A 24,763-nucleotide genomic window follows, 5' to 3' on the forward strand; every position below is an offset into this window, starting at 1 on the left:
AACTCTCCTAATAGATTAAGCGTTGATACCAGTGATCTTCACTTCAGTGAACCACTGACGGTGACCCTGTTGCTTACGAGAGTGCTTACGACGACGGAACTTAACGATTTTAACTTTATCGCCACGACCGTGTTGTACAACTTCAGCAACAATTTTGCCGCCCTCTACAAGAGGAGCACCAACTTTGATGTCTTCGCCGTTAGCAACAAGAAGAACTTTATCAAATTCTACAGTTGCACCAGTTTCAACGTCTAATTTCTCTAAACGAAGAGTTTGACCTTCGCTTACACGGTGTTGTTTACCACCAGATTGGAAAACAGCGTACATATTTTACTCCGCTTTTTCCGCACAGCCTTTCTTGAGGGTGTGCGCTAAACTAATCATCAATAGGGCGCAGATTCTACAGAATAGATGCTCCTATGACAAGCCATATTTTGAAAAAATTGGCGAAAAGCTAATCGCCAAAGAAAAGTGCGGCAATCATGCCCTTTAGTAATGTATTAATCAACGTTTTTTAGTGTATTATTCGACAATTATATAAATCGAATAAGCCTTGCAGGGTCTAACTTCAGCCGGATATACGATGGATTTTAAAACTATCCAAGCGCTTACTGCCGATGACATGGCAAAAGTGAATGAAACAATTCAAGCCCAACTTAATTCTGATGTCTCTTTAATCAACCAGCTCGGTTTTTATATCGTGAGTGGTGGAGGCAAACGTCTAAGACCGCTTTTAGCGATACTGTCAGCCCGTGCACTTGGTTACCAAGGCAATGGTCATACAATGGCAGCTGCGTTTATTGAGTTCATCCATACAGCGACTTTGCTGCATGATGACGTGGTAGATGAATCAGACATGCGCCGTGGTAAAGCCACTGCGAATGCAGCATTTGGCAATGCGGCTAGCGTATTAGTTGGGGACTTTATCTATACACGCTCATTTCAGATGATGACAGAACTAGGATCCATGAAGATCCTTAAACTAATGAGCAATGCCGTAAACGTGATCGCCGAAGGTGAAGTACAGCAGTTGATGAACTGTAACGACCCTGACACGACAGAAGAAAGCTACATGCAAGTCATCTACTCTAAGACTGCGCGCTTATTTGAATCCGCAACTCAAATCGGTGCAATCTTAAATGATGCTCCTGAGCATGTTGAAATCGCAATGCAAAATTACGGTAAGTATCTAGGCACTGCGTTTCAGCTCATTGATGACGTCATGGATTACACTTCTGATGGCGAAGACATGGGTAAAAATGTGGGTGATGACTTGGCCGAAGGCAAGCCAACTTTACCTCTACTCCATGCTATGCGTAATACCACACCAGAAAACGCCATCATGATTCGTGAAGCGATTGAGAAAGCGAATGGAATGGAGCGCTTAGAAGAAATTCTTGCGGTCATGAAAGAAGCAGGCTCTCTGGAATACACAACGCAAAAAGCTCTAGAAGAAGCAGACAAAGCAATCGCAGAACTATCAGTGTTGCCAGAGTCTGAATACAAACAAGCGCTTGTTACTCTGGCTCATGTCGCAGTACAACGCACGAAGTAATCAATAGCTACCCGTAACGCAAGGCTTATAGCGAAAAGGAAGAGCACGCTCTTCCTTTTTTACGTTTGATACCTAATGACGACGCCCGGGGCGCTAGTAATATCTGTCACTACCGCCATGCAGTTGTGGATCATCTTCTATTTCATCAAAGCTAACGGCGAGTTGCTGTTCAGTCCCTTGTTTGGACAACAATACCGTCTCTGCTTCATGGTCGACCACTAATATCGTACCGACGCCTTGTTGGCACTCAACAACCATGCCTTTACGGATTCGACTCGCTTCCATCATCTTCTCCTTCACTACGTGGTTTTGTTCGACCATTTTTACGAAGTTGAGAAATCAAGGATCAAAAAAGCCGATCAAAATGATCGGCTTTCTTCTTATATAGGCTTTCTAGGTTACTTTGCGAATTCAACACCAATGTTGATGTCGCCATTTAGTGTTTCTAGCATACCGTCTAATGCAGACTTTTCGTAATCGCTGAGTTTGCCGTAGCTTAGTACTTCTTCAACGCCTTCTTTACCCAGTTTCACAGGTTGCGCGAAGTAAGTCGCGTGTTCGCCGTCGCCTTCAACGTAAGCGCACTCAACTACGCCTTCTTCACCTTGAAGAGCACGAACCAGAGACAGACCAAAGCGACATGCAGCTTGGCCCATTGATAGTGTTGCACTACCACCACCCGCTTTCGCTTCTACAACTTCAGTACCTGCATTTTGAATACGTTTCGTTAATGCTTCTACTTCTTCAGCTGTAAACTCAACACCTTCTACTTGAGACAGTAGAGGTAAGATCGTTACGCCAGAGTGACCACCAATTACTGGCACGCGAACGTCACCTGGATCTTTGTCTTTTAGCTCAGCAACAAACGTTTCTGAACGGATAACATCCAACGTTGTTACACCAAATAGACGACGCTTATCATAAACACCCGCTTTTTTAAGAACTTCAGCAGCAATTGGCACTGTTGTATTTACAGGGTTTGTGATGATACCAACACAAGCTTTCGGACAAACAACCGCAATCTTCTCCGCTAGCGATTTAACGATACCAGCGTTTACATTAAATAGATCCGCACGATCCATACCTGGCTTACGCGCAACACCAGCAGAAATTAGCACAACATCCGCGCCTTCTAGTGCTGGAGTAGGATCTTCACCAGCGTAACCTTTGATAGAAACTGGCGTAGGGATGTGGCTAAGATCAGCGGCCACACCAGGAGTTACTGGAGCAATATCATATAGGGCTAGATCAGAACCAGCAGGAAGACGGTTCTTAAGTAGAAGGGCCAGGGCTTGACCGATGCCACCAGCGGCACCAATAACGGCTACTTTCATGTAGTTCTCCTTGAGAGTATTTCTCTTATAAACGTATTCGTAGGGTAGTTTGTAACCAACTTAAATAAAGCTATCGGAATCACAACTTGATTACAATCAATTAACGCTAGCTTTGCGACCTCGCGCAACTCGCTGTTACCGTGCTACAAATGGGGCTTGGATTATTCTTTTATTCTGTTGAAATGACAAGGAATTCAAGAAAACAGATACAGCCCTACTTCAGCGCGCTAAAGAATTCTATGTGGTATATAGTTTACAGTGACGCATCTAACATAATCCTGGGACTCTTTGGCACCGCCTGAATATATATGCGAGAATATGCAAAATTGCTGACCCGTAATAAGAGATTTGTAATGACTATGCGCAATTCAGAAAAACAAGACAACTTAGTTCGCGCCTTTAAAGCCCTGTTAAAAGAAGAAAGCTTTGGCTCACAGGGCGAGATTGTTGACGCACTCAAACAGCAAGGGTTTGAGAGTATCAACCAATCTAAAGTCTCACGTATGCTGACTAAATTTGGCGCCGTCCGTACGCGCAATGCAAAAATGGAAATGGTTTACTGTCTTCCTGCTGAGCTAGGTGTCCCAACAGTCAGCAGTTCTCTGCGTGAACTAGTACTAGACATCGATCGTAACGCAGCGTTAGTAGTAATTCACACTGGCCCAGGTGCAGCACAGTTGATTGCTCGCTTGCTTGATTCACTCGGTAAATCCGAAGGTATTCTTGGTGTTGTCGCAGGTGACGATACCATTTTCATTACGCCAACCATGGCAATTACGACTGAGCAACTCTTCAAATCAGTGTGCGAGCTGTTCGAATATACTGGTTAAGTTCTATAAATCTTCAATCAGCTAACTCATTGTGGGTTATAAAAGAAGTCTCATTTTGTAGCCCATAATTTATGTAAATTTTTTGCTTACTCCGCTCATTCTTTAACCATCCATTTTGTGATTAACATCACGCAATTGATCTTTTTCATTTCAGTCACTAAACGTTAATTAAGCAATTGTTTTAAAAAGAATTAAATCACAAATTGAATCCTATCCCCTGATACAAAATTCAGACTTATCAACTATAACATTTAACAATTGGATAATTTTCTGCCAATTTTTTGTTATGATTCGCTCGCTTTTTCAAACGATTGGATTGAAAAAGGTGCCGTTTCCAAATAGGAAACTCCAGAAGTGATTTATGGTTATTTCCGGGTAAATAATGAATATAAGGAAGGGAAATTCATGGCATTTAACAAACTTCTCAAAGTAGGCGCTATCGCTGCAGCCGTAATGGGCGCAGGCGCAGTTAACGCTCAAGAGTTTATTACCATCGGTACTGGCTCTGTGACTGGTGTTTACTACCCAACTGGTGGTGCTATCTGTAAGTTGGTAAATAAAGGTCGTAAAGACCACAACATCCGTTGTTCAGTAGAATCAACTGGTGGCTCAATTTACAACGTTAACACTATCCGTGCAGGCGAATTAGATTTTGGTATCGTGCAATCGGATTGGCAGTACCACGGCTACAACGGTACGAGCAAGTTTGAAGAACAAGGCCCGTACAAGAAGCTACGCGCAATGTTCTCTCTTCATACAGAACCTTTCAACATCATTGCGCGTGCAGATTCAGGTATTGAAAACGTTGAAGACCTGAAAGGTAAGCGAGTAAACATCGGTAACCCAGGCTCTGGTGACCGTGCAACGATGGGCGTTGTCATGGAAGCGATGGGTTGGACAAACGACAGCTTCAAATTGGCGTCTGAGCTAAAAGGCTCTGAACGCTCTCAGGCACTTTGTGATAACAAAATTGACGCCTTCATTTACATGGTCGGCCACCCGAACGGTTCAATCAAAGAAGCAACCACATCATGTGATGCGAAGCTAGTTTCAGCAACAGGCCCTAAAATCGATAAAATTGTTGCCGACAACCCATACTACGCCTTTAGCTCAGTACCGGCTGGTATGTACCGCGGTACAGACAAAGACGTAAACAGCTTTGGTGTTGCAGCAACAATGGTAACGACCTCTGATGTTTCAGACGATGTCGCTTACAACGTGGCAAAAGCTGTGTTTGAAAACTTTGATACCTTCAAACGTCTACACCCTGCATTCGCAAACTTGAAGAAAGAAGACATGGTGAAAGCTGGTCTTTCTATTCCTCTTCACCCAGGTGCAGAAAAATACTACAAAGAAATGGGTCTAATTAAGTAATTTCCTCAGACTCTACATACAGGCAGGAAAGAATATTTTCTGCCTGTTTGAGCATACAGGTTGTAGCACGTTCTAACTGTATGCTTCATTCGCCAGTTTTCTTCTGAAAACTGCGAGCTCATACCCAAGAAAACTTAAACGCCGCCTAACAGAGTATCCAACAATCAACACTTTGAGTTCAGGCAGCAAAATACTCGAAAGCAAACTTCGCTCCATTCACTACACTGATAGAGGCGAAGTGTGGTTCTCGATAAAAATCAGACAGGACCATCAATAATAAGGAAAAAGTACATGGCGACGAATCAAGCTCCGTCACAAGATGTGCAAGAAATGGTGGCTCAGGCAGACACAGGTGCACGTAGCCCTTCGGGAATGCAAGGACGAATCCTTTGGTTTGTTCCTCTGTGTTGGTCACTATTTCAATTATGGTACGCATCCCCGTTACCATTTATTTTCAATTTTGGCGTACTGAACGACACGGAAGCGCGATCTATCCACCTTACTTTCGCGATCTTTTTGGCTTTCACTGCTTATCCAGCGATGAAGAATTCTCCTCGCGATCATATCCCTCTTGTTGATTGGATACTCGCGTTGGCTGGCAGCTTTTCAGCAGCCTATATATACCTTTTTTATACCGAGCTAGCAGGACGCTCAGGCGCACCGACAACGGTTGATATCGTTGTTGCTGTTATCGGTATGCTCCTCCTTTTAGAAGCAACACGCCGAGCACTTGGTCCACCATTAATGGTCGTGGCTGCTGTTTTCCTTACTTACACCTTTGCAGGCCCTTACATGCCTGACGTTATCGCGCACAAAGGGGCAAGCTTGAACAAGGCCATGTCTCACTTGTGGCTAACAACAGAAGGCGTTTTTGGGGTTGCGCTAGGTGTTTCTACCTCTTTTGTCTTCTTGTTTGTATTGTTTGGAGCAATGCTGGAACGCGCTGGTGCCGGTGCTTACTTCATTAAAGTTGCCTTCTCGTTGCTTGGCCATATGAAAGGTGGTCCAGCTAAAGCGGCCGTTGTTGCATCAGGTTTATCTGGTCTGGTTTCTGGTTCTTCAATCGCAAACGTAGTAACAACTGGCACCTTTACCATTCCACTGATGAAGCGTGTTGGCTTTCCCGGCACAAAAGCGGGTGCGGTAGAGGTAGCGGCTTCAACCAATGGTCAGTTAACACCGCCAATCATGGGTGCAGCAGCATTTTTGATGGTGGAATACGTCGGTATCTCCTACGTTGAGGTGATTAAAGCTGCCCTACTTCCAGCGCTAATCTCTTATATTGCTTTAATTTACATTGTTCACCTTGAAGCGTGTAAAGCAGGCATGACAGGCCTTCCTCGTCGCCACAACCCAACACTAGTACAAAGTCTGCTGTCCTTTACTGGCACAATCTTAGGATTGTGTGTGATCAGCGCATTGGTTTACTACGGAGTGGGTTGGACAAAGGACGTCTTTGGTGATGCCGCGACACCAATTGTTACCGTCGCACTATTAATCGCGTACGTTGGGTTGGTGAAAGTCTCAGCAAATCACGTGCAAGATGGCGCAATTGAGATTGATGCAGAATTAACAGAAGTACCTGATCCTGGCCCAACCGTTAAGTCAGGCTTGCACTACCTACTCCCTATCGTCGTATTAGTTTGGTGTTTGACTGTCGAACGTTTCTCACCTGGCCTTTCGGCATTCTGGGCAACGGTGTTCATGATTTTCATTTTGCTTACTCAACGTCCGTTGATTGCACTGCTGTCAAAGCAAGGTGACATGCTTCAGCAAACCAAAGATGGCTTTGTCGATCTTGCCGAGAGCTTAGTTTCTGGTGCGCGTAATATGATTGGTATCGGCGTTGCAACCGCGGCAGCGGGCACCGTTGTTGGTGTTGTTACACTAACGGGTATCGGCCTAGTGATGACCGACTTCGTCGAGTTTATCTCTGGTGGCAGTATCATTCTTATGCTGCTGTTTACCGCCATCATTAGCTTGGTTCTGGGGATGGGTCTGCCAACAACGGCGAACTACATCGTGGTCTCTACGCTAATGGCGCCGGTTATTGTTACGCTCGGCGCGGCGCATGGCTTGATTATTCCGTTGATAGCGGTGCACTTGTTCGTTTTCTACTTTGGTATTTTGGCCGACGATACCCCACCTGTAGGTCTTGCAGCTTTTGCAGCAGCCGCAATTGCGAAATCAGATCCAATTCGTACCGGTATCCAAGGTTTTACTTACGATATTCGAACCGCTATTTTGCCGTTCATGTTTGTGTTCAATACCCAGTTATTGTTAATGGGGATCGACTCTTGGTGGCATTTGGCACTCACGGTCATCTCATCGATCATTGCAATGCTGATATTCTCTGCGGCAACTCAAGGGTGGTGGTTCACGCGTAACAAGTGGTGGGAAACAGTCCTATTATTAGTACTGACGTTTTCGTTTTTCCGTCCAGGTTTTTGGTGGGACATGCTGTACCCAGCGAAAGTTCTTTCTCCTGGCGTTGAGGTAGCTCAAATCACGGAAACACTAAATGTAGGAGAATCATTGGAGTTACGTGTTGCCGGTGAAAACCTTGAGGGCGACTACATTGAGAAAACGGTTCGTCTTCCATTCGAAGACAGTGCGACAACAGCAGACGCACGTATTTCATCTATGGGTCTGATGCTGACCGAAAGTGACAAAAAAATGATTGTCGATATGGTTGAATTTGGTAGTCCAGCAGAGTCCGCAGGTATCGACTTTGATTGGGAAATCAAGTGGGTTATCCAGGATGCAGACCGTCCGATGAAAGAGTGGGTGTTTGTACCATGCTTAATGATTTTGCTGGTGCTTGCCATGAACCAAAAACGTCGTGCTCGTAAGGAACAATTGAGCGCATAACCGATTTGGCCCCGAGGATAAAGGGGCCTTAATGAGAGACATTGAATGTACAAACAAATTCTTGTTCCGGTTGATCTAAATGACCAAGGCTTTTCAGACCGAGCGGTTGAACTAGCGGTTTGGCAGGCAAAGCAAGCAAATGCTCAAATCCATCTTCTGACGGTACTACCTGGTATTCACATGTCGATGGTTGCCACATACTTTCCGAAAGATGCTGCGGCCAAAATGAAGCAAGACGTGAAGCAGCAACTAAAAACTTTCGCTAATGAGCATATTGCTGAAGATGTGGTTTACCAAGTGCATGTTGCTGAAGGCAAGGCCTACGCGACCATTCTTGATTATGCAGAACGTTTAGGCGCTGATCTCATCATTATGCCAAGTCACAAGCGCTCTAAAATCAATAAAGTAATGCTTGGCTCTGTCGCGAGTAAGGTTGTGGAATATTCTCCAATCAATGTGATGGTCGTAAAACCGCAAGGCTAAGTAAATACAGAAACGAAAAAGGACGCTAACATTAGCGTCCTTTTTATATTAAACAAGTAAGGGTTATGCCATCATTGGGTAATCGGTATAACCTTCTGCTCCACCCAAATAAAAGTGTTCTGGTTTCGCCTCATTAAGAGGTGCATTTTTCTTAAATCGCTCAACTAAATCTGGGTTTGCGATAAAGGGAACGCCAAATGCGACCACATCAACTTTGTTTTCTGCAATTGCTGTTGCCGCTTCTTGTGCACTGTAGCCCACGTTCGCCATTAAGTGACCTTTATAGTTTTCGCGTGCTGGCTTGAGAACATCTGCTTTTTGTACGCCTTTCAGATCCGCACGCATCACGTGCCAATAAGCAAGATCGAAAGAATTAAGTTGCTCTGCTAAGTAACGCACCAAGCCAACTGGATCACTGTCTTTCATGTCATTAAATCCATTTAGCGGAGATGTACGCAGACCGACTCTTCCAGGTCCCCACACTTCAACGACTTCTTTCACTATCTCAAGTAAAAATCGAGCACGATTTTCAACCGAGCCACCGTATTCATCGGTACGTAAATTTGAACCGTCACGAAGGAAGTTATCAATAAGATAACCATTGGCGCCATGTATCTCGACCCCATCAAAGCCGGCTTTCTTGGCGTTTTCTGCACCTTGTTTAAACGCCGCAACAATGGAAGCTATCTCATCCACTTCGAGTGCTCGTGGTACCGTATATGCTTGCTTACCCGAAGGGGTATGGACTAATTCATCACGAATGGCCAATGCGCTCGCCGCTACAGGTGTTTTTCCTTCATTCAGATCAGGATGACAAGCTCGTCCCGCATGCCAAATTTGCAGTACAATCTTACCGCCTCTCTCATGAACCGCATCCGTTACCTTTTTCCAAGCTGCGATTTGCTCTTCGCTGTAAATGCCCGGCTCTGCCATGAAAGCAGACGTACCTTCCATCACCATGGTGCATTCAGCAATGATAAGTCCGGCACTCGCACGTTGAGCGTAGTATTCAACCATAAGGTCATTAGGAATATGGTCCGCACCAGCACGAGCTCGCGTTAAAGGCGCCATAATGGCACGGTTATCTAATGCTAATTGACCGAGTTCGATAGGAGAAAATAAGTCTACAGAGTTGGACATGTTGTTTACCTCAAATGACAATAACTTGATGGCTAAGGATGAGGTGCCAGACTATAATCAGATTAATATTGAAACAATATGGATAATTGAAAGTGATTGTTCGCAATTTAGAAACAATTGACTTTAGAACGCTTTCTATCTTTGTCACAAGCTGTCGACTACTGAGCTTAACCAAGTGCGCACTGGAGTTAAACCTACCAAAATCTACTGTTAGCAAAGCCATAACCAAACTCGAACAACACTTTGAAGCCAAACTGCTAGAGCGCACAACCCGAAAGTTAGTGATCACCGAAGCTGGCCAAATGGTTTTAGAGCGTGCTGCAAGCTTAGTTGAGGAATTCCACTCAATTGGCCATGACGTTCAGGAGATGGAACAACAGATCCAAGGCCGGCTGCGTATTTCCGCGCCACCAGCGTTGGATGCGTATATGGCGGAGCACATCTTTTTGCCATTTTTAAAACAATGGCCAAAAGTACAAATTGCGTTAGAAGCATCGAACGATTTTGTTGATCTGTTTTCACACGGCTTTGATATGGCAATTAGAGTCGGTCAGATAGTTGATGATCGATTAATCGCGAAAAAATTAGGCTATACCACTCGAGTCCTGGCTGCTAGCCCTGAGTATTTAGCTGAGTTCGGCGTACCTGAAACGCCAGAAGACCTGACAAAACATAACTGTTTGAGGTATCAATATGTTTCAGAAATAGGACCTTGGACGCTGATCTCACACGATAATACCGTCAATGTTTCAATAACCAGTAACTTCTCAAGTACAACTGTAGAAGCAATATTGAAAGGCGCACTTAAAGGACTAGGCATCGCGAACTTACCTGTGCAGAACATGACGCAAGAGCTAGAAAGTGGCACCTTAGTCAGAGTGTTACCGCAATGGCACACGGTACCAATGCCTATTTATTTAGTGTATCGTCCTGGAGCAAACCGCCCACGGCGTGTACAAGCAATGATTGACCATATCATGAGCTTAAGATCTCAATTTGAATTTGGCCCTCGGCATGGTTTGTGTTGCGGAGAAGCATAACCTAGCAACTATCAGGCACTAGCATGCTGCTCGGATAAATGCCGCAAGCTTCTCACTAGCATGCTGTTCACTCAATGCAGACATATCACCCGCGGCTTCCACTTTACCATCTGCCACAAACACAAAGTGGCTGGCAATCGCTTTGGCATCGCTTAAATGGTGCGTGACCATCAATACAGTTATTCCCCGCTCTGCTGCGAGTTTTTTTACCAAGCTCAGCATCTCTTCACGCAACACCGGATCAAGCGCCGAGAACGGCTCATCCAATAGCCACATGGGATGAGGCTGAACAAAACAACGCGCTAAGGCAACACGTTGACGCTGGCCACCAGAAAGATGCTCTGGCAAACGGTCGAGGTACTCTGCAACACCAACTTGCTGCGCGGCTTGTTCAATCTGACGATTTTGGTCCACCGTAAGCTTTAGCCCTGGGTGTAAGCCCAAACCGATGTTGTCACGCACCGATAAGTGAGCAAACAAATTGTGCTCTTGGAACAACATAGAGAACGGACGCAGATAAGGCTCTTTACGCACAATGGACTCACCATCAACACAAATATCACCACGGTCAGGATGGATGAATCCTGCCACCAACGCCAGCAAGGTTGACTTCCCTGCCCCACTTGGTCCCATCAGCGACACAATCTGTCCTTGCTCAATCGTTAAGTCAAAACGAAACAGTTCACGTTGGTAGGTGTACTGCACATCATCCAACACTAACATTACGCTCTCTCCTTCGTTTTCAATACTTTCTCAATCAAGGCAAAACAGCCCACACTCAACAACAATAGGGTCACCGATACCACCGCAGCTGCGTCCATCTGATAACTGCCAAGCAACTGGAACAAATACAGAGGTAAGGTACGAAACTCTTGTCCACCAAACAGTGCTATGGCACTTAAATCCCCTATTGCAAACATAAAGCTGATCGCAAACGCATGTGCAAACGGCTTGCGTAGCGCCTGCCACTCCACCACTTTAAACCGTTGCCAGCCACGCATGCCTAAGCTGGCACATACATACTGATACTGTTGTTCAATGTGCAGCATTGGCTGCGCTAGCGTTTTGATCACGTAAGGCAAAGCCATCAAACCGTTCACCAAAATCACGACAAAAAATGCCAAGCTAAAAACATCGGTAAATGCGCGCAGTAGTAAGAATAAACCGGTGCTAATCACCAGACCTGGAGTCACCAAAATAACGGTGCCGATTAACTCAATCTGATCGGCTCGCGTGTTTTTGTACTGCAACCGCCAACGGCGACTGGTCAATAGTATGGACACCCCTGCAGCGACCGCAAGCGCGCTAGCGACACAGGCGACTTTGAGGGAGTTCAATAGCGCAGACCAAAAACGCTCATCGGTTAATACTGTCCAAACTTGTTGGTTGATGCCACTCAGTAACACCATCAATAACGGCGGTATTACCAGTAAAAAGGCACCTATGATCCAAAAGCTATCCCAAGCTTTTGACCACCCATGATCCTTCGTTAAATATTGCTGTACCGATGTGCTTCCAGCACTGATAGAAACAGGCCTTGTTAACTTCTGCACTCCAATAGCAAGCAGTCCACATAACAGCATCTGCCACAGCGCCAATAACGCCCCAGCTTGTAAATCAAAATCAAACTTAATCGCTTGGTAAATGGCCAATTCAATGGTGGTGGATTTTGGCCCGCCCCCCAACGCCATTACAGTGGCAAAACTGGTAAAGCACAACATAAACACCAACCCACAAACGTGGGGAAGCTGCTGCCTTAAACGCGGCCATTCTACCCAACGAAACTTATCCCAATGGCTCATCCCAAGATGCGCGCAAAGCTTATGCTGCTCGGCAGGAATAGACTCCAAGGCTTGCAGAAGCAATCGTGCCGCGTAAGGTAAATTAAAGAACACATGGGCGAGTAAAATGCCGTTCAAACCGTAAATAGAGAATGGCAGTTTAGTGTCGAAACTTTGCAACCACTGCGCCAACAAACCACTGTTGCCATAAATCGCTAACAGCCCAAAAACACCAACCAAAACCGGCAAAACCAGTGTCGATGCAAACAGCTTAAGCAGTAATGATTTACCAATAAATTGGCGACGCGAAAGTGCGTGCGCTACTGGAATGGCAAAGCCAACACTGAGCAATGTGGAAAGAAACGCTTGGTAGAAACTGAACTTGGTGACATGTTGATAGTACGGGTCGCCCCATACCACAGACACATCAAGTGAAGGGGCTTGAACAATCAAAGCACCTAGGGCAGAAATAACAAAGGTCGCGATGATCATCGCGACCCCTAAACCTATTTTTGGAACAGAATTCAAAGGTAAAACCTATCTCATTCAGATGAGGATAGAAACGTCAGCTAAAACGTCAATGCGCTTTGCCATTCGCGAATCCAAGACTTACGCATTTTTGCCACTTCATCAGCACTAAAGCTCAACGACTTGCTTGGAACACTCAAAGTTTCAAAACCTTTAGGTAACTCAACGTCAGTGACTGGGTACATCCAGTTACCCGTTGGCATCGCCGATTGGAACTCATCACTTAAAATGAAACTCATAAATTGATCAGCAAGTTCTGAATTTTTTGCCCCTTTCACTTTGGCGGCTACTTCAACTTGCATGTAGTGGCCTTCAGCAAAATTCGCCGTAGCAAACTTCGAATCGTTTTCCGCAATTAAGTGGTACGCAGGTGAAGTGGTGTAAGAAAGCACTAAATCGGACTCACCATTGAGGAACATAGAATACGCCTCAGACCAACCTTTCGTGACCGTTACGGTTTTGCTCGCTAGCTTCTGCCACGCTTGCGTCACATCGTCGCCATAAATAGATTTCATCCATAGCATTAAGCCTTGGCCCGGCGTTGAAGTCCGCGGATCTTGGTAAATCACTTTCAGATCGTCGCGCGTTTCCACCAGCTCTTTCATGCTTTTCGGCGGATTAGCCAGTTTCTCTTTGTTGTACACAAACGCGAAGTAGCCGTAATCGTACGGTACAAACGTCGTGTCACTCCAACCGTTTGGTAACACTGTGTTAGCCGTATCCACATTGTGCTCGGCAAGCAGACCGGTTTTCTTCGCTTCTGCCATCAGATTGTTATCCAAACCTAACACGATGTCGGCTTTGCTATTACCGCCTTCAAGACGAAGACGATTCAGGATCGACACACCATCGTCTAATGCCACGAAGTTAACGTCACAGCCACATTTTGCTTCAAAAGCTTGCTCGATTTTAGGACCCGGCCCCCAATCTGCGGCAAAAGAGTCGTAGGTATAGATGGTTAATGTGTTTTCAGCGGCAAACGCTGAAGTAGAGGTGATTGCAGCTAAGGCAATCAGATTTAGAGTGGTTTTCACTGCTCGCTCTCCATGAGTATTTCAGAGAAATAAGTTGAGCGGCACAGGGTTTGAGGCGGCTATTAAGGATTTCCAATATCCAGACTCAATTCCTACGCCAGCATTATCTGGTTCAGGTAATACGGGTCCCTAGTTAAACACTTAGGTCTCAGCGCCCCAATGCATTGATTGACTCAATGCTAAATGGGTTTGCTCCCCGATGAGTTGGATGGATTGTAAAGGTATTTGAGTGGTTACACAATCAGCTCACGAGCGCTGGTCATAACCCCAACGAGGCACCAAACCTTGCTCAATACCTAAGTGGTCAAGAATTCTTGCCACCATAAAATCCACTAAGTCTTCAATGCTCTTTGGCTGATGGTAGAAGCCCGGAGCTGCTGGCATGATGGTGACGCCCATTTGCGACAGTTTGTGCATGTTCTCCAGATGTAGCGTTGAAAATGGTGTTTCGCGAACCACGAGCAACAGCTGCCCGCGCTCTTTCATTACTACATCAGCGGCCCGTTCGATCAAGTTGTCCGACATACCGTGTGCTATGGCCGCAACGCTTCCTGCTGAGCATGGGCAAACCACCATTTGCTTAGGTGCAGCAGAACCAGACGCAACCGGCGAGAACCAATCGTCTTTACCGCAAACGGTGATGTTATTTGGATTGCAGTTCAGGTGCTCTACCAACGCTTGCTTTGCGGCTTCTGGCCCACTTGGCAGCTTAAGGTTGTGTTCGGTTGCCATCACGACACGAGCCGCCGAAGAAATCAGAACGTAGACATGATAATCCGCCGCAACCAAGCATTCTAAAAGACGAAGGCCGTAGGGAGCACCAGAAGCCCCCGTTAATGCCAACGTGATGGCTTTTTTGTGAGAGGGTTGTGTTTTGTTTTGCATATCAATCAGGCTTTTTGTTTTAACTGCTCAAGAAGTTTTCCGTGAATACCACCAAAGCCACCGTTGCTCATGACTAGAATTTGGTCACCTGGTCGCGCACGTTCGACGATCTTGGCTACAAAGTTATCTATATCCGCATCGACAAACGCTGGCTGTTTGCATTGGTCGGCAATGTCTTGCACAGACCACTCGATATTATCTGGCTGGAACAAGAAGACTTCATCTGCACTGTGTAGTGACTCTGCAAGTGTGTTTTTGTGTACACCACGCTTCATGGTGGCAGACCGCGGCTCTAACACAGCAAGGATGCGTTTTTCACCTACCTTGTTACGCAAACCACCGACAGTAAGTTCAATTGCCGTTGGGTGATGCGCAAAATCATCGTAAACCGTCACACCTTGTTCTTCACCTTTCAGCTCTAAACGGCGCTTGGTATTGATGAAACGCCCTAATGCCTGGCAAGCAAGATCCGGAGTGACTCCAACATGTCGTGCAGCAGCGATTGCCATCAGCGCATTATCCACATTGTGGTCACCCACCAAATTCCATTCGACGGTACCAACCTTCTCGCCTTGCAACGCAACGTCAAATTTTGAGCCATCAAGCACTAATTTGTGCGCTTGCCAGTCACCATTCTCACCAGAGAACTGTTTTTCAGTCCAGCAGCCACGCTCTAATACATCCGCTAACGCTTGATCTTTCCTCGGCGCTAAGATCAATCCATTGCCCGGTACAGTTCGCACTAAATGATGGAATTGGCGCTTGATCGCTTCTAGATCATCGAAGATATCAGCATGATCGAACTCAAGGTTATTCATGATTAAAGTGCGAGGATGGTAATGCACAAACTTAGAACGCTTATCGAAAAAAGCACTGTCATATTCGTCCGCTTCAACGACAAAAAACATACTTTCACCCAAACGAGCAGACACTCCGAAGTTACCGAGTACCCCACCGACTAAGAAACCCGGTTGATAACCACAATCTTCAAGTATCCAAGCAAGCATGCTCGACGTGGTCGTTTTCCCATGTGTACCCGATACCGCCAATACCCAACGATCATGCAGCAAAAACTCGTTGAGCCACTGCGGGCCAGAGGTGTAACGCATGTTAGTGTTGAGCACATGCTCGACACAAGGGTTGCCACGGCTCATCGCATTACCAATCACCACAAGATCTGGTTGAGGGTCGAGTTGAGACGGGTCAAAGCCTTCAATAATTTCAATACCTTGAGACTCAAGCAGTGTGCTCATTGGCGGATAAACGTTGGCATCAGAACCAGTGACTTTATGTCCTAATTGGCGCGCTAGAATCGCTGCGCCGCCCATAAATGTGCCACAGATACCCAAGATATGAATGTGCATAAACTAAACCTTGTAATGCGTTTTTTAATGCTTTCATTATCGCGATTACCGCCTGAAAAGCGAGTGACTTTAGCCTTCTTCTTGCAGTCCCTTTCACAAATATGACAAGGTTGAACACAGACTGTACAACCTCTTGCTTACTGATGAATCCCTCAAACAAGTCTACAAATAAATTGAGATCTCAAACAGTTACTTCATTACCATTAAAAAGATCTGCGACTTAAACTTACATCCAGCGCAATCGTTTAACATCCATAAAGAGATGCTCACTTGCGCACTACCCCCAATGAAATGAAAATGTAAGGATTAACCATGTCAGGACTGCGCACCCTAGGCGAGTTCATTGTCGAAAAACAAGCGGATTTCCCCCACGCTAGCGGTGATCTATCATCCCTTTTAGCCTCCATTCGTTTAGCTGCAAAAATCGTTAACCGCGAAATCAACGCAGCGGGTCTCGGTGATATCACTGGTGCTGTAGGCACGGAAAATGTCCAAGGTGAAGATCAGCAAAAGCTCGATGTTTACGCGAACGATAAGTTTAAAGCCGCGCTTGAAGCTCGTGATCAAGTGTGTGGCGTTGCCAGTGAAGAAGAAGACGAAGCAGTTGCGTTCAATAAAGAACTCAACCAAAACGCCAAATATGTAGTACTGATGGACCCACTTGATGGTTCTTCTAACATCGATGTGAACGTCTCTGTTGGTACTATCTTCTCGATTTACCGTCGTGTTTCTCCAATCGGTACTCCACCAACTGAAGAAGACTTCCTACAACCTGGTCACAAGCAAGTGGCTGCGGGCTACGTGATTTACGGCTCCTCCACCATGTTGGTATACACAACTGGTAACGGCGTAAACGGCTTTACTTACGACCCATCTATCGGCAGCTTCTGTCTTTCTCATGAAAACATGATGATTCCTGATGATGGTAAGATCTACTCCATCAACGAAGGTAATTACATTCGTTTCCCTCAAGGGGTGAAGAAGTACATCAAGTACTGCCAAGAAAACGTGCCAGAAGACGGTCGCCCATACACTTCTCGCTACATTGGCTCGCTGGTTGCTGATTTCCACCGCAACCTACTGAAAGGTGGTATCTACCTTTACCCAAGCACACAAAGCCACCCACAAGGCAAGCTACGCCTGCTTTACGAATGTAACCCTATGGCATTCCTCATTGAGCAAGCTGGGGGCATTGCATCGGACGGCGTGAATCGCATTATGGACATCAAGCCTACTGAGTTGCACCAGCGTGTACCTTTCTTTGTGGGTTCGAAGAACATGGTTCGCAAAGTTGAAGAGTTCCTTGAACTGCACCGCGACGAAGAATAATTTCAGACCTTTGTCCAACGCGGCAGGTGTTTACCTGTCGCGTTTTTGTCGCTAAAGTGAAACGCGAATTTATCATCAGATGAAGCCGCTTTTGTGTGACTCATCGTTAATGAAAAGGAATATTCTAATGAGCTTAAACCATGTACCAGCAGGCAAGTCGCTGCCTGAAGATATCTATGTCGTTATCGAAATTCCTGCAAATGCAGATCCAATCAAGTACGAAGTAGATAAAGACTCTGGTGCTGTATTTGTCGACCGTTTCATGTCTGCACCAATGTTCTACCCATGCAACTATGGCTACGTGAACAATACCCTGTCTCTTGATGGCGACCCAGTCGACGTATTGGTACCAACACCATACCCACTCATGCCAGGTTCAGTCATTCGCTGCCGTCCTGTTGGCGTTTTGAAGATGACAGATGAATCGGGTGAAGATGCAAAAGTGTTTGCGGTTCCCCACTCAAAAATCTCGAAAGAGTACGAGCACATCCAAGATGTGGACGATATCCCAGAACTACTGAAAGCGCAGATCACGCAATTCTTTGAGCGTTACAAAGAGCTTGAAGCAGGCAAATGGGTGAAAGTGGATGGTTGGGCAGATGTTGCTGCCGCCAAAGCTGAAATCCTAGAATCTTACGAACGAGCTCAGAAAAAATAAGCATCACTGCTGATACAAAATTAAAAAGAGCTGCTCTAGGGCAGCTCTTTTGCTTTCATCTTACCTGTGTCAACTAGATAGGTGCGCCTGCTGAAGACATTCGTCCAGCGTCGTAGTCATGTTGAAAGAAGGGGTCAACATCATCACAAATGCCAAAATACGGCCGCCCGATAACACCGAGCATATAAGCACTTTGCTCACAATACTCTTGTTTGCCTTGCTGGTAACCCGCTTGATAAGCCATTATCAGTTCTGGCGTCGCATGGTTAACATCATCCAGCTTCGCAATTCGCTCCTCAGATAACTCCCGTAATCCATCTAAAGCTGACTGCTTACCAAACACTTGCCAATCGGTCACATTATTCGAAGTCGGTAGTGTTGTTTGTGCGCATGCAGCAAGAAGCAACGCCATTACTCCAATTACGAATGCTTTCATCGTGACTCCTTAGTGTTTAGCTCGTTGCTATTGATAATGTCAGTATAGCTCACACCTTTTGACACCAATCTCCGGAAGCGATTTCTTCGGTTAGCTGCTCAGTATCTTGATATAAGTAGATCCAAGCTTGGCCAAAAGGCGTAACGATGCTCTCTCGGCGATATTCCACTGGCACATCTTCTAACCTATCTAGCTCAGATAAGGTTTCACTGTCAATCAGGTACACTTCACCTTGAATCGAGCGTTGCCCATCAGACAACGCTGGATAAGGGCCTAAGTCATACATTGCAAATTGAGCATCCGTTTCATGTAAACCAAGAAACTGCGCCGAGCGCAAATACTGATGGTTGTACTCTCCCTTGCGTAACGTGCCGTAGACAAAAATCAAATGCTGCATAACCACTCCTTAGTCATGACTGTGTATGCTTAGGTTAAAGCACTTTAATCGAACTCAAACTGATAGAGTAGGTCAACGGCGCTATCTACACCAGATATCGCTTCTAAATACAAGTCTTGCATCAATCGGTAACGCACAGTGAACTCACCTAGGGAGTTAAAGATGCCGACACCATATTTCACCTGCAAACCTGGCAGAATATAACCACTCACCGTCACTTGCGAATCATCGCCCGACCCAGCAGTGTCCAACTGTAAATCCTGTACGCCAAAGGCTTCACCGATTTCACCAACCACACGACCACTCTTCGCCAAGCTTAAACCAATTAAGGTAGTCGTCATTGCATTACCACCGGCTTCACCATCAATATCTTGACCACGAAGTAGATAAGAAAGTGCATTGGCTTGGTTCATCGCGGGCTCTGAGAAAATTTCTATACTCGGATCAGATGCTGGGCCTGACACTTGTACCCCCGCAATGACATCATCTTGGGTATTGTCTGGATTACGAATCGCTTTGATAGACAAGTAAGGTTGATCTGGTGGACCATTCATCAGAATCTTACCTTCTTTAATCAATAAGTCCTGACCAAACGAACGATAAGAACCGTCGACAACATTCACTTCACCAACGATGAAAGGACCTTTGTCTTTTTGTGTCACGTTTAGGTTCCCTTTCAACCCACCTTTTAAACCAAAAGCGGCAAGTTGGAAGTCATCACCAATTTTAATGTTGATGTTCGTTTCCACATCAAACGGCATCGCAGCCACATCGTCCACTGGCTGCAAGTTTTTATCGAGAATAACGGTATCACTCGATACGCCTACCGCACTTGGTGGAAGCTCTTCGACGACAATTCTGCCCCATGGCAAATTAATATCACCCTCAATTTTCGCAAGCTGAGGAGTCACATCTATTGTCATGTCAGGCTCAACTTTGATTTTTACCATTGGGGGCAAATCAACATTGAGCTCTTTAGCAAATACACGCGCTTTAGTGCGCCAGTTCTGTAAGTCCTGCCAGTCGGCATCACCGGTAACGTTCAACTCACCATCCGGGGTTAAAATTCCAGCATCCAAGTCCGCTTGATGACCTTTAAAGTTGATGACGACCTGTCCTGAGTTTATATCTATCGGTGTGACTTCACCCTGTAGCTTCATTTGGTCAATCAAGAACTGACCGTTCACCTTCGGATGCATAACGTCACCTGATATCGCTAGGTCAGTATTCATGTTTGCTTTAAACAAGCTGTACTCACCAATCAACGGTGCCAAGAAGTCCAAGTGGAACGTAGAGAGTGAAACCTTACCATCAATAGTGGGCTTTTCAGACGAGACATTCAGTAAAGAAACCTTACCAGACAAGTCACCGTTATCTTTCACATCAAATAGCCACTCGGCATCAAGCTTGTCTTTCGCTAATGCTACTTTAAAGTTGAAGCTTTCCCAACCGACTTTAATTGGCTGTTCAAGCGCTTGTTCAACTTGGCCTTTTGGCATATTGACACTTAAGGTTACTTCAGGCTTTTTCTCTGGTGCCCATTTAGCAAAAGCCTGTGCATTAACCGAGCCTTGCAGCTTGGTTTCTGGCGGCAGGAATTGTTTGATTTGGTCAAAATCAAAATCATTGATGGCTAACTTCGCCTGGCCACTCTTACCGACACTAATGTCTTCGGTTAGACATACGCTCGACTCCGCTTGCAACCAACAATGCGCTTGAACGTTCGCGATCTGTTTGTCGATATTGACCTTCACCGCGGTCGATTTTTGCAACGCCCACGGGCCTTGTTGCGAGCTCAGCGTCAAGCGGCGCAGCGCTCCATCCCAAATCATTTCTGGTTTCTGCTGGAATGTCCCTTCAATTTCTAAACTGGTCGACACCAGGTCAGACACTACATCGAGCGTAAGTTGATGCAGTTTTTCATCCCCAGAGACTTCAAGGTCAGCACTATCAACTTTTATGTCGTCATAGGTAATGTTGTTCGCAATTAGGCTTATGTTCGCTTTTGGTGCTGGCAGAGGCTTCACATCACCCTTTAAGGTGATCGTTTCTACGTTCGCCTGTTGCTGCCAGTTTATCTGATTTAAAGCGAGATCAAGATTGATGTCTGGTTCTTTCAAGCTACCACGTAGTGCGACTTTACCTTGCATTTTACCTGCAAGATCCGGAACACTTTTCGCAAAATCAGGGAAGTTAACCTCAACATCCATCAGAATTTGCTTATCGATCTTACCCTTTGCACTGAGTTGGTTTGGACCATGAGAAAGCGCTAAACCCTGAGTGGTAAGTTGGATGTCTTCGCCTTTGCCGTTCTTATCAGACGCTTCAAGTTGCCCTTCAACATTCAGCGGATAACCTCGCAAAATGCCGTCAATGTCTAACTTAGGCAAACTGACTTGCCAACCGCCTTGTTCTGTTAACGACCCCGAAGTCGAAAGATTACCGCTAATATCCCCTTCGGCTTCTTTCCACTGCAATCCTGGTTGAATGTTCTTCAGGTTTAAGTCAGCTTGCCAGTTGATTGGCGCGGCCCAATTGGCCATGACTTTCCCAGAGAGTTCGCCCCCTAAGGCTTTCACTACAAGGCTTTCGAGGTCAATTTGCTCTAACGTACCTTTGCCGTTTAGTGCGACATCAACGGCGGGAATATCTTTGCCCGAAGCTTTGGTTTCTAATGCGACTTCGTAGCCATCAAGTGAGCCTTTTGCCGCCAAGCTTGGTACAGAAACCTGGTAATCGCTTTGTCCAAATAGCGGCCATTGCGCCTGTACATTTTTAATCACGACATCAAACGGTAACTGCGTTTTAAGCGGTTGAATATCACCTTTGATCTCCGCTTGTACAAGCTCAGAAAGCGTAGCATTTAGTGACAAATCACCAACCGAACCCGAGACCGAAAGCGACAGTTTTTGTCCCTTCGCATCTGCTTGCTTCACTAACGCGTCCAATTGCGCTTTGATAGGGTAATCAGAAGAAAGCGTCACTTGTGTGCTCAACTTGCCTTCCACTTCTGGCATGTCGAGCTCTAATGTTTTGACATCAACACGCTCACCGCCTGCTCTTGCAACCAAACCAAGATGATTGACGATCACTGGCGTTTCACCTGCCAGTTTGAAATTGTGAATATCAAGACGACGCGCTTCCACCGTCAGTGGAATCCATACTTCGGGTAACACAATATCTTGCGGCGTAGCATCGGCCTCTTTCGGCTCTTCAACAACCGCTTCTGGGGCCGCTTCACTTGGTGCGAGCGCAACATTAATGTCTTTCAACGCGGTAGGTGCGATCACCAAACGATCGCCTTGCATCGACAAAGCGGTCGAGAACGTTTGCCAATCAATTTGATTGCCCAGCACATTGACGTTGATGTCATTAAAGCTGACTTTATTAACAAAAATTGGCACTGGCGTACTGATAGAACGCAGTGGTGGTGTTTCCTCTTGCTCCTCGCTTGCTGGCGGTAGCTCTGGCATCTTAAAGTCAAGCCCCTGCAGTCTTAACTCATCGACACAAACCTTAGGGTCAAAGAAACAGCGGAAGTTCACTGCCAAAGCTAAACGCTCGACTTTGGCATCGATATTCAAAGACTCATCGACAAAACTGACGTTATGCAGTTCGAAGCGAGGAAACAATGAACCCTGCACTTTTTCAATCTGCAATTGTGGTAGTGCTTTTTCGGCTCCCCACAAGGCAAATTTGAGGCCTGGGTGGGTAAATAAAACTGTCGCGACAATAATGATGAGCAACAGCAATAGACCAATCAAACTGAGCGACAGCCATTTGGTCCACTTAAACATCATTTTGATCATAGCTCAGGCCCCAATGAGAAGTGGATACGAAACTCTCGTTCTGGTTTTGCATCCAACCCCCATGCAAAATCAAAACTAACAGGGCCCACCGGAGACGCCCAGCGGATACCAACACCAGCACCTGATTTCCAATCTGGTGTTTCATTAAACGCATCACCAATATCGTAAAACGTTGCAGCCCACCAGTTTCCATAAACACGATATTGGTATTCTAATGTACTGCTAACAATGTATTTACCACCCGTCAAAGCACCACTCTCATCCACAGGTGAAATAGATTCATAGCCGTAACCACGAATATTATTGTCACCACCTGCGAAGAAACGCAGCGACGGTGATAGCTTTTCAAGTTCATCGGTAATATTCGCACCACCTTCTAAGCGGAACAAACCACGATGATTCTCTCCAATACCACGAATCCAAGAAGTCGAGCCAATTAAGCGGAGCACTCTAGTTTCAGAAAGCATAGCGGTATCACCATACTCAATAGTGATGCTTTGCTTGTCTCCCCACATTGGCATATTGCCCCCTCGAACCCTAGTCCGAGAAAATGTCGCACCTGGAAGTACGAAGTTGAATTCATCATCTTGTAAACCTTGCGTAAAGCTCTCGTACAAATGACGAACATAAACGGTATTATGCCAACCACCGTCTGCTAACCAATGCCGCTCCACTGCAAGGTTAGACTCGATACTCTGTGTGTCACGGTTGTCTAGGTTTTTAAGCCCATATTGAACTTGATAATAATCGTTAGCGACATCTTCTAAAGGAATTTTGTAAGAAGCAGTCACGGTTTGCTCTGGCTTAGATAGGGATAAAGCGGTGTTGAAACTGTGTCCTCGGGAGCTCACCCAAGGTTTCTTCCACTTCAACGTTCCTCGAACGCCGACATCCGTTGAGTAACCAATACCCGTCTCGATCTGATTCTTCGAAGCAGGAGATAAAGACACTTTAATTGGCAAGTCTCGGCCATCATCAAGCCTATCCAATTCAGGCTCAACAAAAACTGAGGAAAACCACTCCGTATTTGATAGCTTCTGGTTAAACTCGCCCAGCTTCGAAACGTTGTATGGGTCCCCTTCCTTAAAAGGCTGTAGTGATGCGACACGGTCTTCCCAGATGTGGTTGCCAATAAAAGAAACGTCGCCAAAATTGAAACGTATTCCACTGCTGTAGTGCAAACGGACATTAGCTTCGTTCAGATCAGGGATAACCTCTAATCGACTTAGCGTAAACTCACCATTGAAGTAACCACGCTGAAGCGCCAAGTTACGAATTCCTGACTTAAGGCTGTCGTATTGGCCTTGATTCAAAACTTGGCCAACTTTGAGCGGAGAGCTCTCAATAAGTTTTGCAAACTCTTCATCGTCCTTGGCCTCTCCAGTGATGACCACATCCATGACTTTCACTTTCACTGGCAAGCCCGGCTTGATGAGCACAATTAACTCATCATTCGCTTCAGGAATAGAGTATGAAATTTTTGCATGATAATACCCAAGCGCGTTAAGCGCTTCAGTGATACTTTGATCTAATCTCGCTTGAAAACGCAGAGAAGTGGAGTAATCCTTCTCTGGAATAGATGATAGATACGCACTGACATTCTCTTCTAAAGCGCCATCAATGCCTTTCAAAGTCAAAGAAACATCGGCATAGGCACCATGAGAAAAGGCAAACAGGCCAACAATGGTGGGGAGAGCTTTTTTTATCATGCTTTTATGGCTGAATGAGGTTAAGTAAACGTAAATAATGATAACGCCAATTAGATTCTAAGTCTGTAATATTAATAGGTTTAACGCGGTCTATGTCATCACAGCATCAGATACAGACGAAATGAAAAAGTTCGCAAATTTAAGACACGTATTGAAGGACAAATACCATGCTCAACAAACAAACATTGATCAGTATAGAAGATGCC

The 24,763-nt window shown here is 45.6% G+C and carries 21 protein-coding genes and 1 riboswitch; of the genes, 8 read left to right on the plus strand and 13 right to left on the minus strand.

Translation table 11 applies throughout. The features are described 5' to 3' along the window. Positions 1-15: 15 nt before the first annotated feature. Complete coding sequence (rplU, locus tag R8N46_RS22735) at positions 16-327, minus strand: 50S ribosomal protein L21 (protein WP_005383096.1); 312 nt, start codon at positions 325-327, stop codon at positions 16-18. Positions 328-583: 256 nt separating this feature from the next. Between rplU and ispB the strand changes: the two genes are divergently transcribed. Next, positions 584-1,555: an octaprenyl diphosphate synthase gene (gene ispB, locus R8N46_RS22740; RefSeq protein WP_064353590.1), complete on the plus strand. Its 972-nt coding sequence runs from the start codon at positions 584-586 to the stop codon at positions 1,553-1,555. 93 nt (positions 1,556-1,648) lie between these two features. On the opposite strand, the gene R8N46_RS22745 is transcribed toward ispB, so the two are convergent. After that, on the minus strand, positions 1,649-1,840 hold the full coding sequence (locus R8N46_RS22745) for a hypothetical protein (protein ID WP_005379661.1): 192 nt from the start codon (positions 1,838-1,840) through the stop codon (positions 1,649-1,651). A gap of 113 nt (positions 1,841-1,953) precedes the next feature. Next, entirely contained in the window at positions 1,954-2,889 is a 936-nt protein-coding gene (gene mdh, locus R8N46_RS22750) for a malate dehydrogenase (protein WP_005379660.1), read from the minus strand. A 359-nt stretch (positions 2,890-3,248) separates the two neighbouring features. On the opposite strand from mdh, the gene argR reads away from it, so the two are divergent. The 4 genes from argR (at position 3,249) to R8N46_RS22770 (ending at position 8,447) form a co-directional block, all read left to right on the plus strand. After that, entirely contained in the window at positions 3,249-3,719 is a 471-nt protein-coding gene (gene argR, locus R8N46_RS22755; protein ID WP_005379659.1) for a transcriptional regulator ArgR, read from the plus strand. A 405-nt stretch (positions 3,720-4,124) separates the two neighbouring features. Next, positions 4,125-5,093, plus strand: a complete 969-nt coding sequence (locus R8N46_RS22760; protein WP_005379657.1) for a TAXI family TRAP transporter solute-binding subunit — start codon at positions 4,125-4,127, stop codon at positions 5,091-5,093. 291 nt (positions 5,094-5,384) lie between these two features. Beyond that, complete coding sequence (locus R8N46_RS22765) at positions 5,385-7,964, plus strand: TRAP transporter permease (protein WP_171345715.1); 2,580 nt, start codon at positions 5,385-5,387, stop codon at positions 7,962-7,964. 45 nt (positions 7,965-8,009) lie between these two features. Further along, a complete protein-coding gene (locus R8N46_RS22770) occupies positions 8,010-8,447 on the plus strand; it encodes a universal stress protein (protein WP_005379654.1) in 438 nt (145 codons plus the stop codon). A gap of 63 nt (positions 8,448-8,510) precedes the next feature. On the opposite strand, the gene R8N46_RS22775 is transcribed toward R8N46_RS22770, so the two are convergent. Next, entirely contained in the window at positions 8,511-9,587 is a 1,077-nt protein-coding gene (locus tag R8N46_RS22775; RefSeq protein WP_005379652.1) for an alkene reductase, read from the minus strand. A 92-nt stretch (positions 9,588-9,679) separates the two neighbouring features. Between R8N46_RS22775 and R8N46_RS22780 the strand changes: the two genes are divergently transcribed. Continuing rightward, entirely contained in the window at positions 9,680-10,627 is a 948-nt protein-coding gene (locus tag R8N46_RS22780; protein ID WP_005379650.1) for a LysR family transcriptional regulator, read from the plus strand. Positions 10,628-10,645: 18 nt separating this feature from the next. Here R8N46_RS22780 and thiQ read toward each other — a convergent pair whose 3' ends face one another. The 5 genes from thiQ to mpl all read right to left on the minus strand — a co-directional run bounded on the left by thiQ (position 10,646) and on the right by mpl (position 16,219). Continuing rightward, positions 10,646-11,350: a thiamine ABC transporter ATP-binding protein gene (gene thiQ, locus R8N46_RS22785; protein ID WP_005379648.1), complete on the minus strand. Its 705-nt coding sequence runs from the start codon at positions 11,348-11,350 to the stop codon at positions 10,646-10,648. Then, a complete protein-coding gene (gene thiP / locus R8N46_RS22790; protein WP_017820277.1) occupies positions 11,350-12,936 on the minus strand; it encodes a thiamine/thiamine pyrophosphate ABC transporter permease ThiP in 1,587 nt (528 codons plus the stop codon). Before thiP ends, thiQ begins: the two co-directional genes overlap by 1 nt. Before the next feature lie 41 nt (positions 12,937-12,977). Continuing rightward, the gene (thiB, locus tag R8N46_RS22795) at positions 12,978-13,970 is read right to left on the minus strand and encodes a thiamine ABC transporter substrate binding subunit (protein WP_213869771.1); all 993 of its coding nucleotides are present in this window, start codon (positions 13,968-13,970) and stop codon (positions 12,978-12,980) included. Between the two features lie 72 nt (positions 13,971-14,042). Beyond that, a riboswitch (TPP riboswitch) is annotated at positions 14,043-14,179 on the minus strand. A gap of 37 nt (positions 14,180-14,216) precedes the next feature. Then, entirely contained in the window at positions 14,217-14,855 is a 639-nt protein-coding gene (locus tag R8N46_RS22800) for a flavin prenyltransferase UbiX (protein ID WP_017820279.1), read from the minus strand. A gap of 5 nt (positions 14,856-14,860) precedes the next feature. Next, positions 14,861-16,219 carry a UDP-N-acetylmuramate:L-alanyl-gamma-D-glutamyl-meso-diaminopimelate ligase gene (gene mpl / locus R8N46_RS22805; protein ID WP_017820280.1) on the minus strand — a complete coding sequence of 453 codons (1,359 nt, stop codon included), beginning with the start codon at positions 16,217-16,219 and terminating at the stop codon, positions 14,861-14,863. Positions 16,220-16,531: 312 nt separating this feature from the next. Between mpl and fbp the strand changes: the two genes are divergently transcribed. Continuing rightward, positions 16,532-17,548: a class 1 fructose-bisphosphatase gene (fbp, locus tag R8N46_RS22810; protein WP_005383114.1), complete on the plus strand. Its 1,017-nt coding sequence runs from the start codon at positions 16,532-16,534 to the stop codon at positions 17,546-17,548. Between the two features lie 127 nt (positions 17,549-17,675). Continuing rightward, a complete protein-coding gene (gene ppa, locus R8N46_RS22815; protein ID WP_005379635.1) occupies positions 17,676-18,206 on the plus strand; it encodes an inorganic diphosphatase in 531 nt (176 codons plus the stop codon). Between the two features lie 73 nt (positions 18,207-18,279). Here ppa and R8N46_RS22820 read toward each other — a convergent pair whose 3' ends face one another. From R8N46_RS22820 to R8N46_RS22835, 4 genes are read right to left on the minus strand one after another with little or no spacing between them, the layout of a single operon-like run. Further along, positions 18,280-18,642 carry a DUF2799 domain-containing protein gene (locus R8N46_RS22820; protein ID WP_017633454.1) on the minus strand — a complete coding sequence of 121 codons (363 nt, stop codon included), beginning with the start codon at positions 18,640-18,642 and terminating at the stop codon, positions 18,280-18,282. Between the two features lie 49 nt (positions 18,643-18,691). Beyond that, positions 18,692-19,039: a gamma-glutamylcyclotransferase gene (locus R8N46_RS22825; RefSeq protein WP_005379626.1), complete on the minus strand. Its 348-nt coding sequence runs from the start codon at positions 19,037-19,039 to the stop codon at positions 18,692-18,694. A 44-nt stretch (positions 19,040-19,083) separates the two neighbouring features. Beyond that, positions 19,084-22,848, minus strand: a complete 3,765-nt coding sequence (locus tag R8N46_RS22830; protein ID WP_318098435.1) for a translocation/assembly module TamB domain-containing protein — start codon at positions 22,846-22,848, stop codon at positions 19,084-19,086. Further along, a complete protein-coding gene (locus R8N46_RS22835) occupies positions 22,845-24,557 on the minus strand; it encodes an autotransporter assembly complex protein TamA (protein WP_065274120.1) in 1,713 nt (570 codons plus the stop codon). Before R8N46_RS22835 ends, R8N46_RS22830 begins: the two co-directional genes overlap by 4 nt. Positions 24,558-24,763: the final 206 nt, after the last annotated feature.

The sequence above is a fragment of the Vibrio sp. 1874 genome (genome assembly GCF_033344395.1).
GTDB classification, from domain to species: Bacteria; Pseudomonadota; Gammaproteobacteria; order Enterobacterales; family Vibrionaceae; genus Vibrio; species Vibrio alginolyticus.

Excerpts from the sequence above, each read along its gene's own strand:
- rplU (WP_005383096.1), bottom strand. The coding sequence starts at position 327 with ATGTACGCTGTTTTCCAATCTGGTGGTAAACAACACCGTGTAAGCGAA.
- ispB (WP_064353590.1), top strand. The coding sequence starts at position 584 with ATGGATTTTAAAACTATCCAAGCGCTTACTGCCGATGACATGGCAAAA.
- R8N46_RS22745 (WP_005379661.1), bottom strand. The coding sequence starts at position 1,840 with ATGGAAGCGAGTCGAATCCGTAAAGGCATGGTTGTTGAGTGCCAACAA.
- mdh (WP_005379660.1), bottom strand. The coding sequence starts at position 2,889 with ATGAAAGTAGCCGTTATTGGTGCCGCTGGTGGCATCGGTCAAGCCCTG.
- argR (WP_005379659.1), top strand. The coding sequence starts at position 3,249 with ATGCGCAATTCAGAAAAACAAGACAACTTAGTTCGCGCCTTTAAAGCC.
- R8N46_RS22760 (WP_005379657.1), top strand. The coding sequence starts at position 4,125 with ATGGCATTTAACAAACTTCTCAAAGTAGGCGCTATCGCTGCAGCCGTA.
- R8N46_RS22765 (WP_171345715.1), top strand. The coding sequence starts at position 5,385 with ATGGCGACGAATCAAGCTCCGTCACAAGATGTGCAAGAAATGGTGGCT.
- R8N46_RS22770 (WP_005379654.1), top strand. The coding sequence starts at position 8,010 with ATGTACAAACAAATTCTTGTTCCGGTTGATCTAAATGACCAAGGCTTT.
- R8N46_RS22775 (WP_005379652.1), bottom strand. The coding sequence starts at position 9,587 with ATGTCCAACTCTGTAGACTTATTTTCTCCTATCGAACTCGGTCAATTA.
- thiQ (WP_005379648.1), bottom strand. The coding sequence starts at position 11,350 with ATGTTAGTGTTGGATGATGTGCAGTACACCTACCAACGTGAACTGTTT.
- R8N46_RS22800 (WP_017820279.1), bottom strand. The coding sequence starts at position 14,855 with ATGCAAAACAAAACACAACCCTCTCACAAAAAAGCCATCACGTTGGCA.
- mpl (WP_017820280.1), bottom strand. The coding sequence starts at position 16,219 with ATGCACATTCATATCTTGGGTATCTGTGGCACATTTATGGGCGGCGCA.
- fbp (WP_005383114.1), top strand. The coding sequence starts at position 16,532 with ATGTCAGGACTGCGCACCCTAGGCGAGTTCATTGTCGAAAAACAAGCG.
- ppa (WP_005379635.1), top strand. The coding sequence starts at position 17,676 with ATGAGCTTAAACCATGTACCAGCAGGCAAGTCGCTGCCTGAAGATATC.
- R8N46_RS22820 (WP_017633454.1), bottom strand. The coding sequence starts at position 18,642 with ATGAAAGCATTCGTAATTGGAGTAATGGCGTTGCTTCTTGCTGCATGC.
- R8N46_RS22825 (WP_005379626.1), bottom strand. The coding sequence starts at position 19,039 with ATGCAGCATTTGATTTTTGTCTACGGCACGTTACGCAAGGGAGAGTAC.
- R8N46_RS22830 (WP_318098435.1), bottom strand. The coding sequence starts at position 22,848 with ATGATCAAAATGATGTTTAAGTGGACCAAATGGCTGTCGCTCAGTTTG.
- R8N46_RS22835 (WP_065274120.1), bottom strand. The coding sequence starts at position 24,557 with ATGATAAAAAAAGCTCTCCCCACCATTGTTGGCCTGTTTGCCTTTTCT.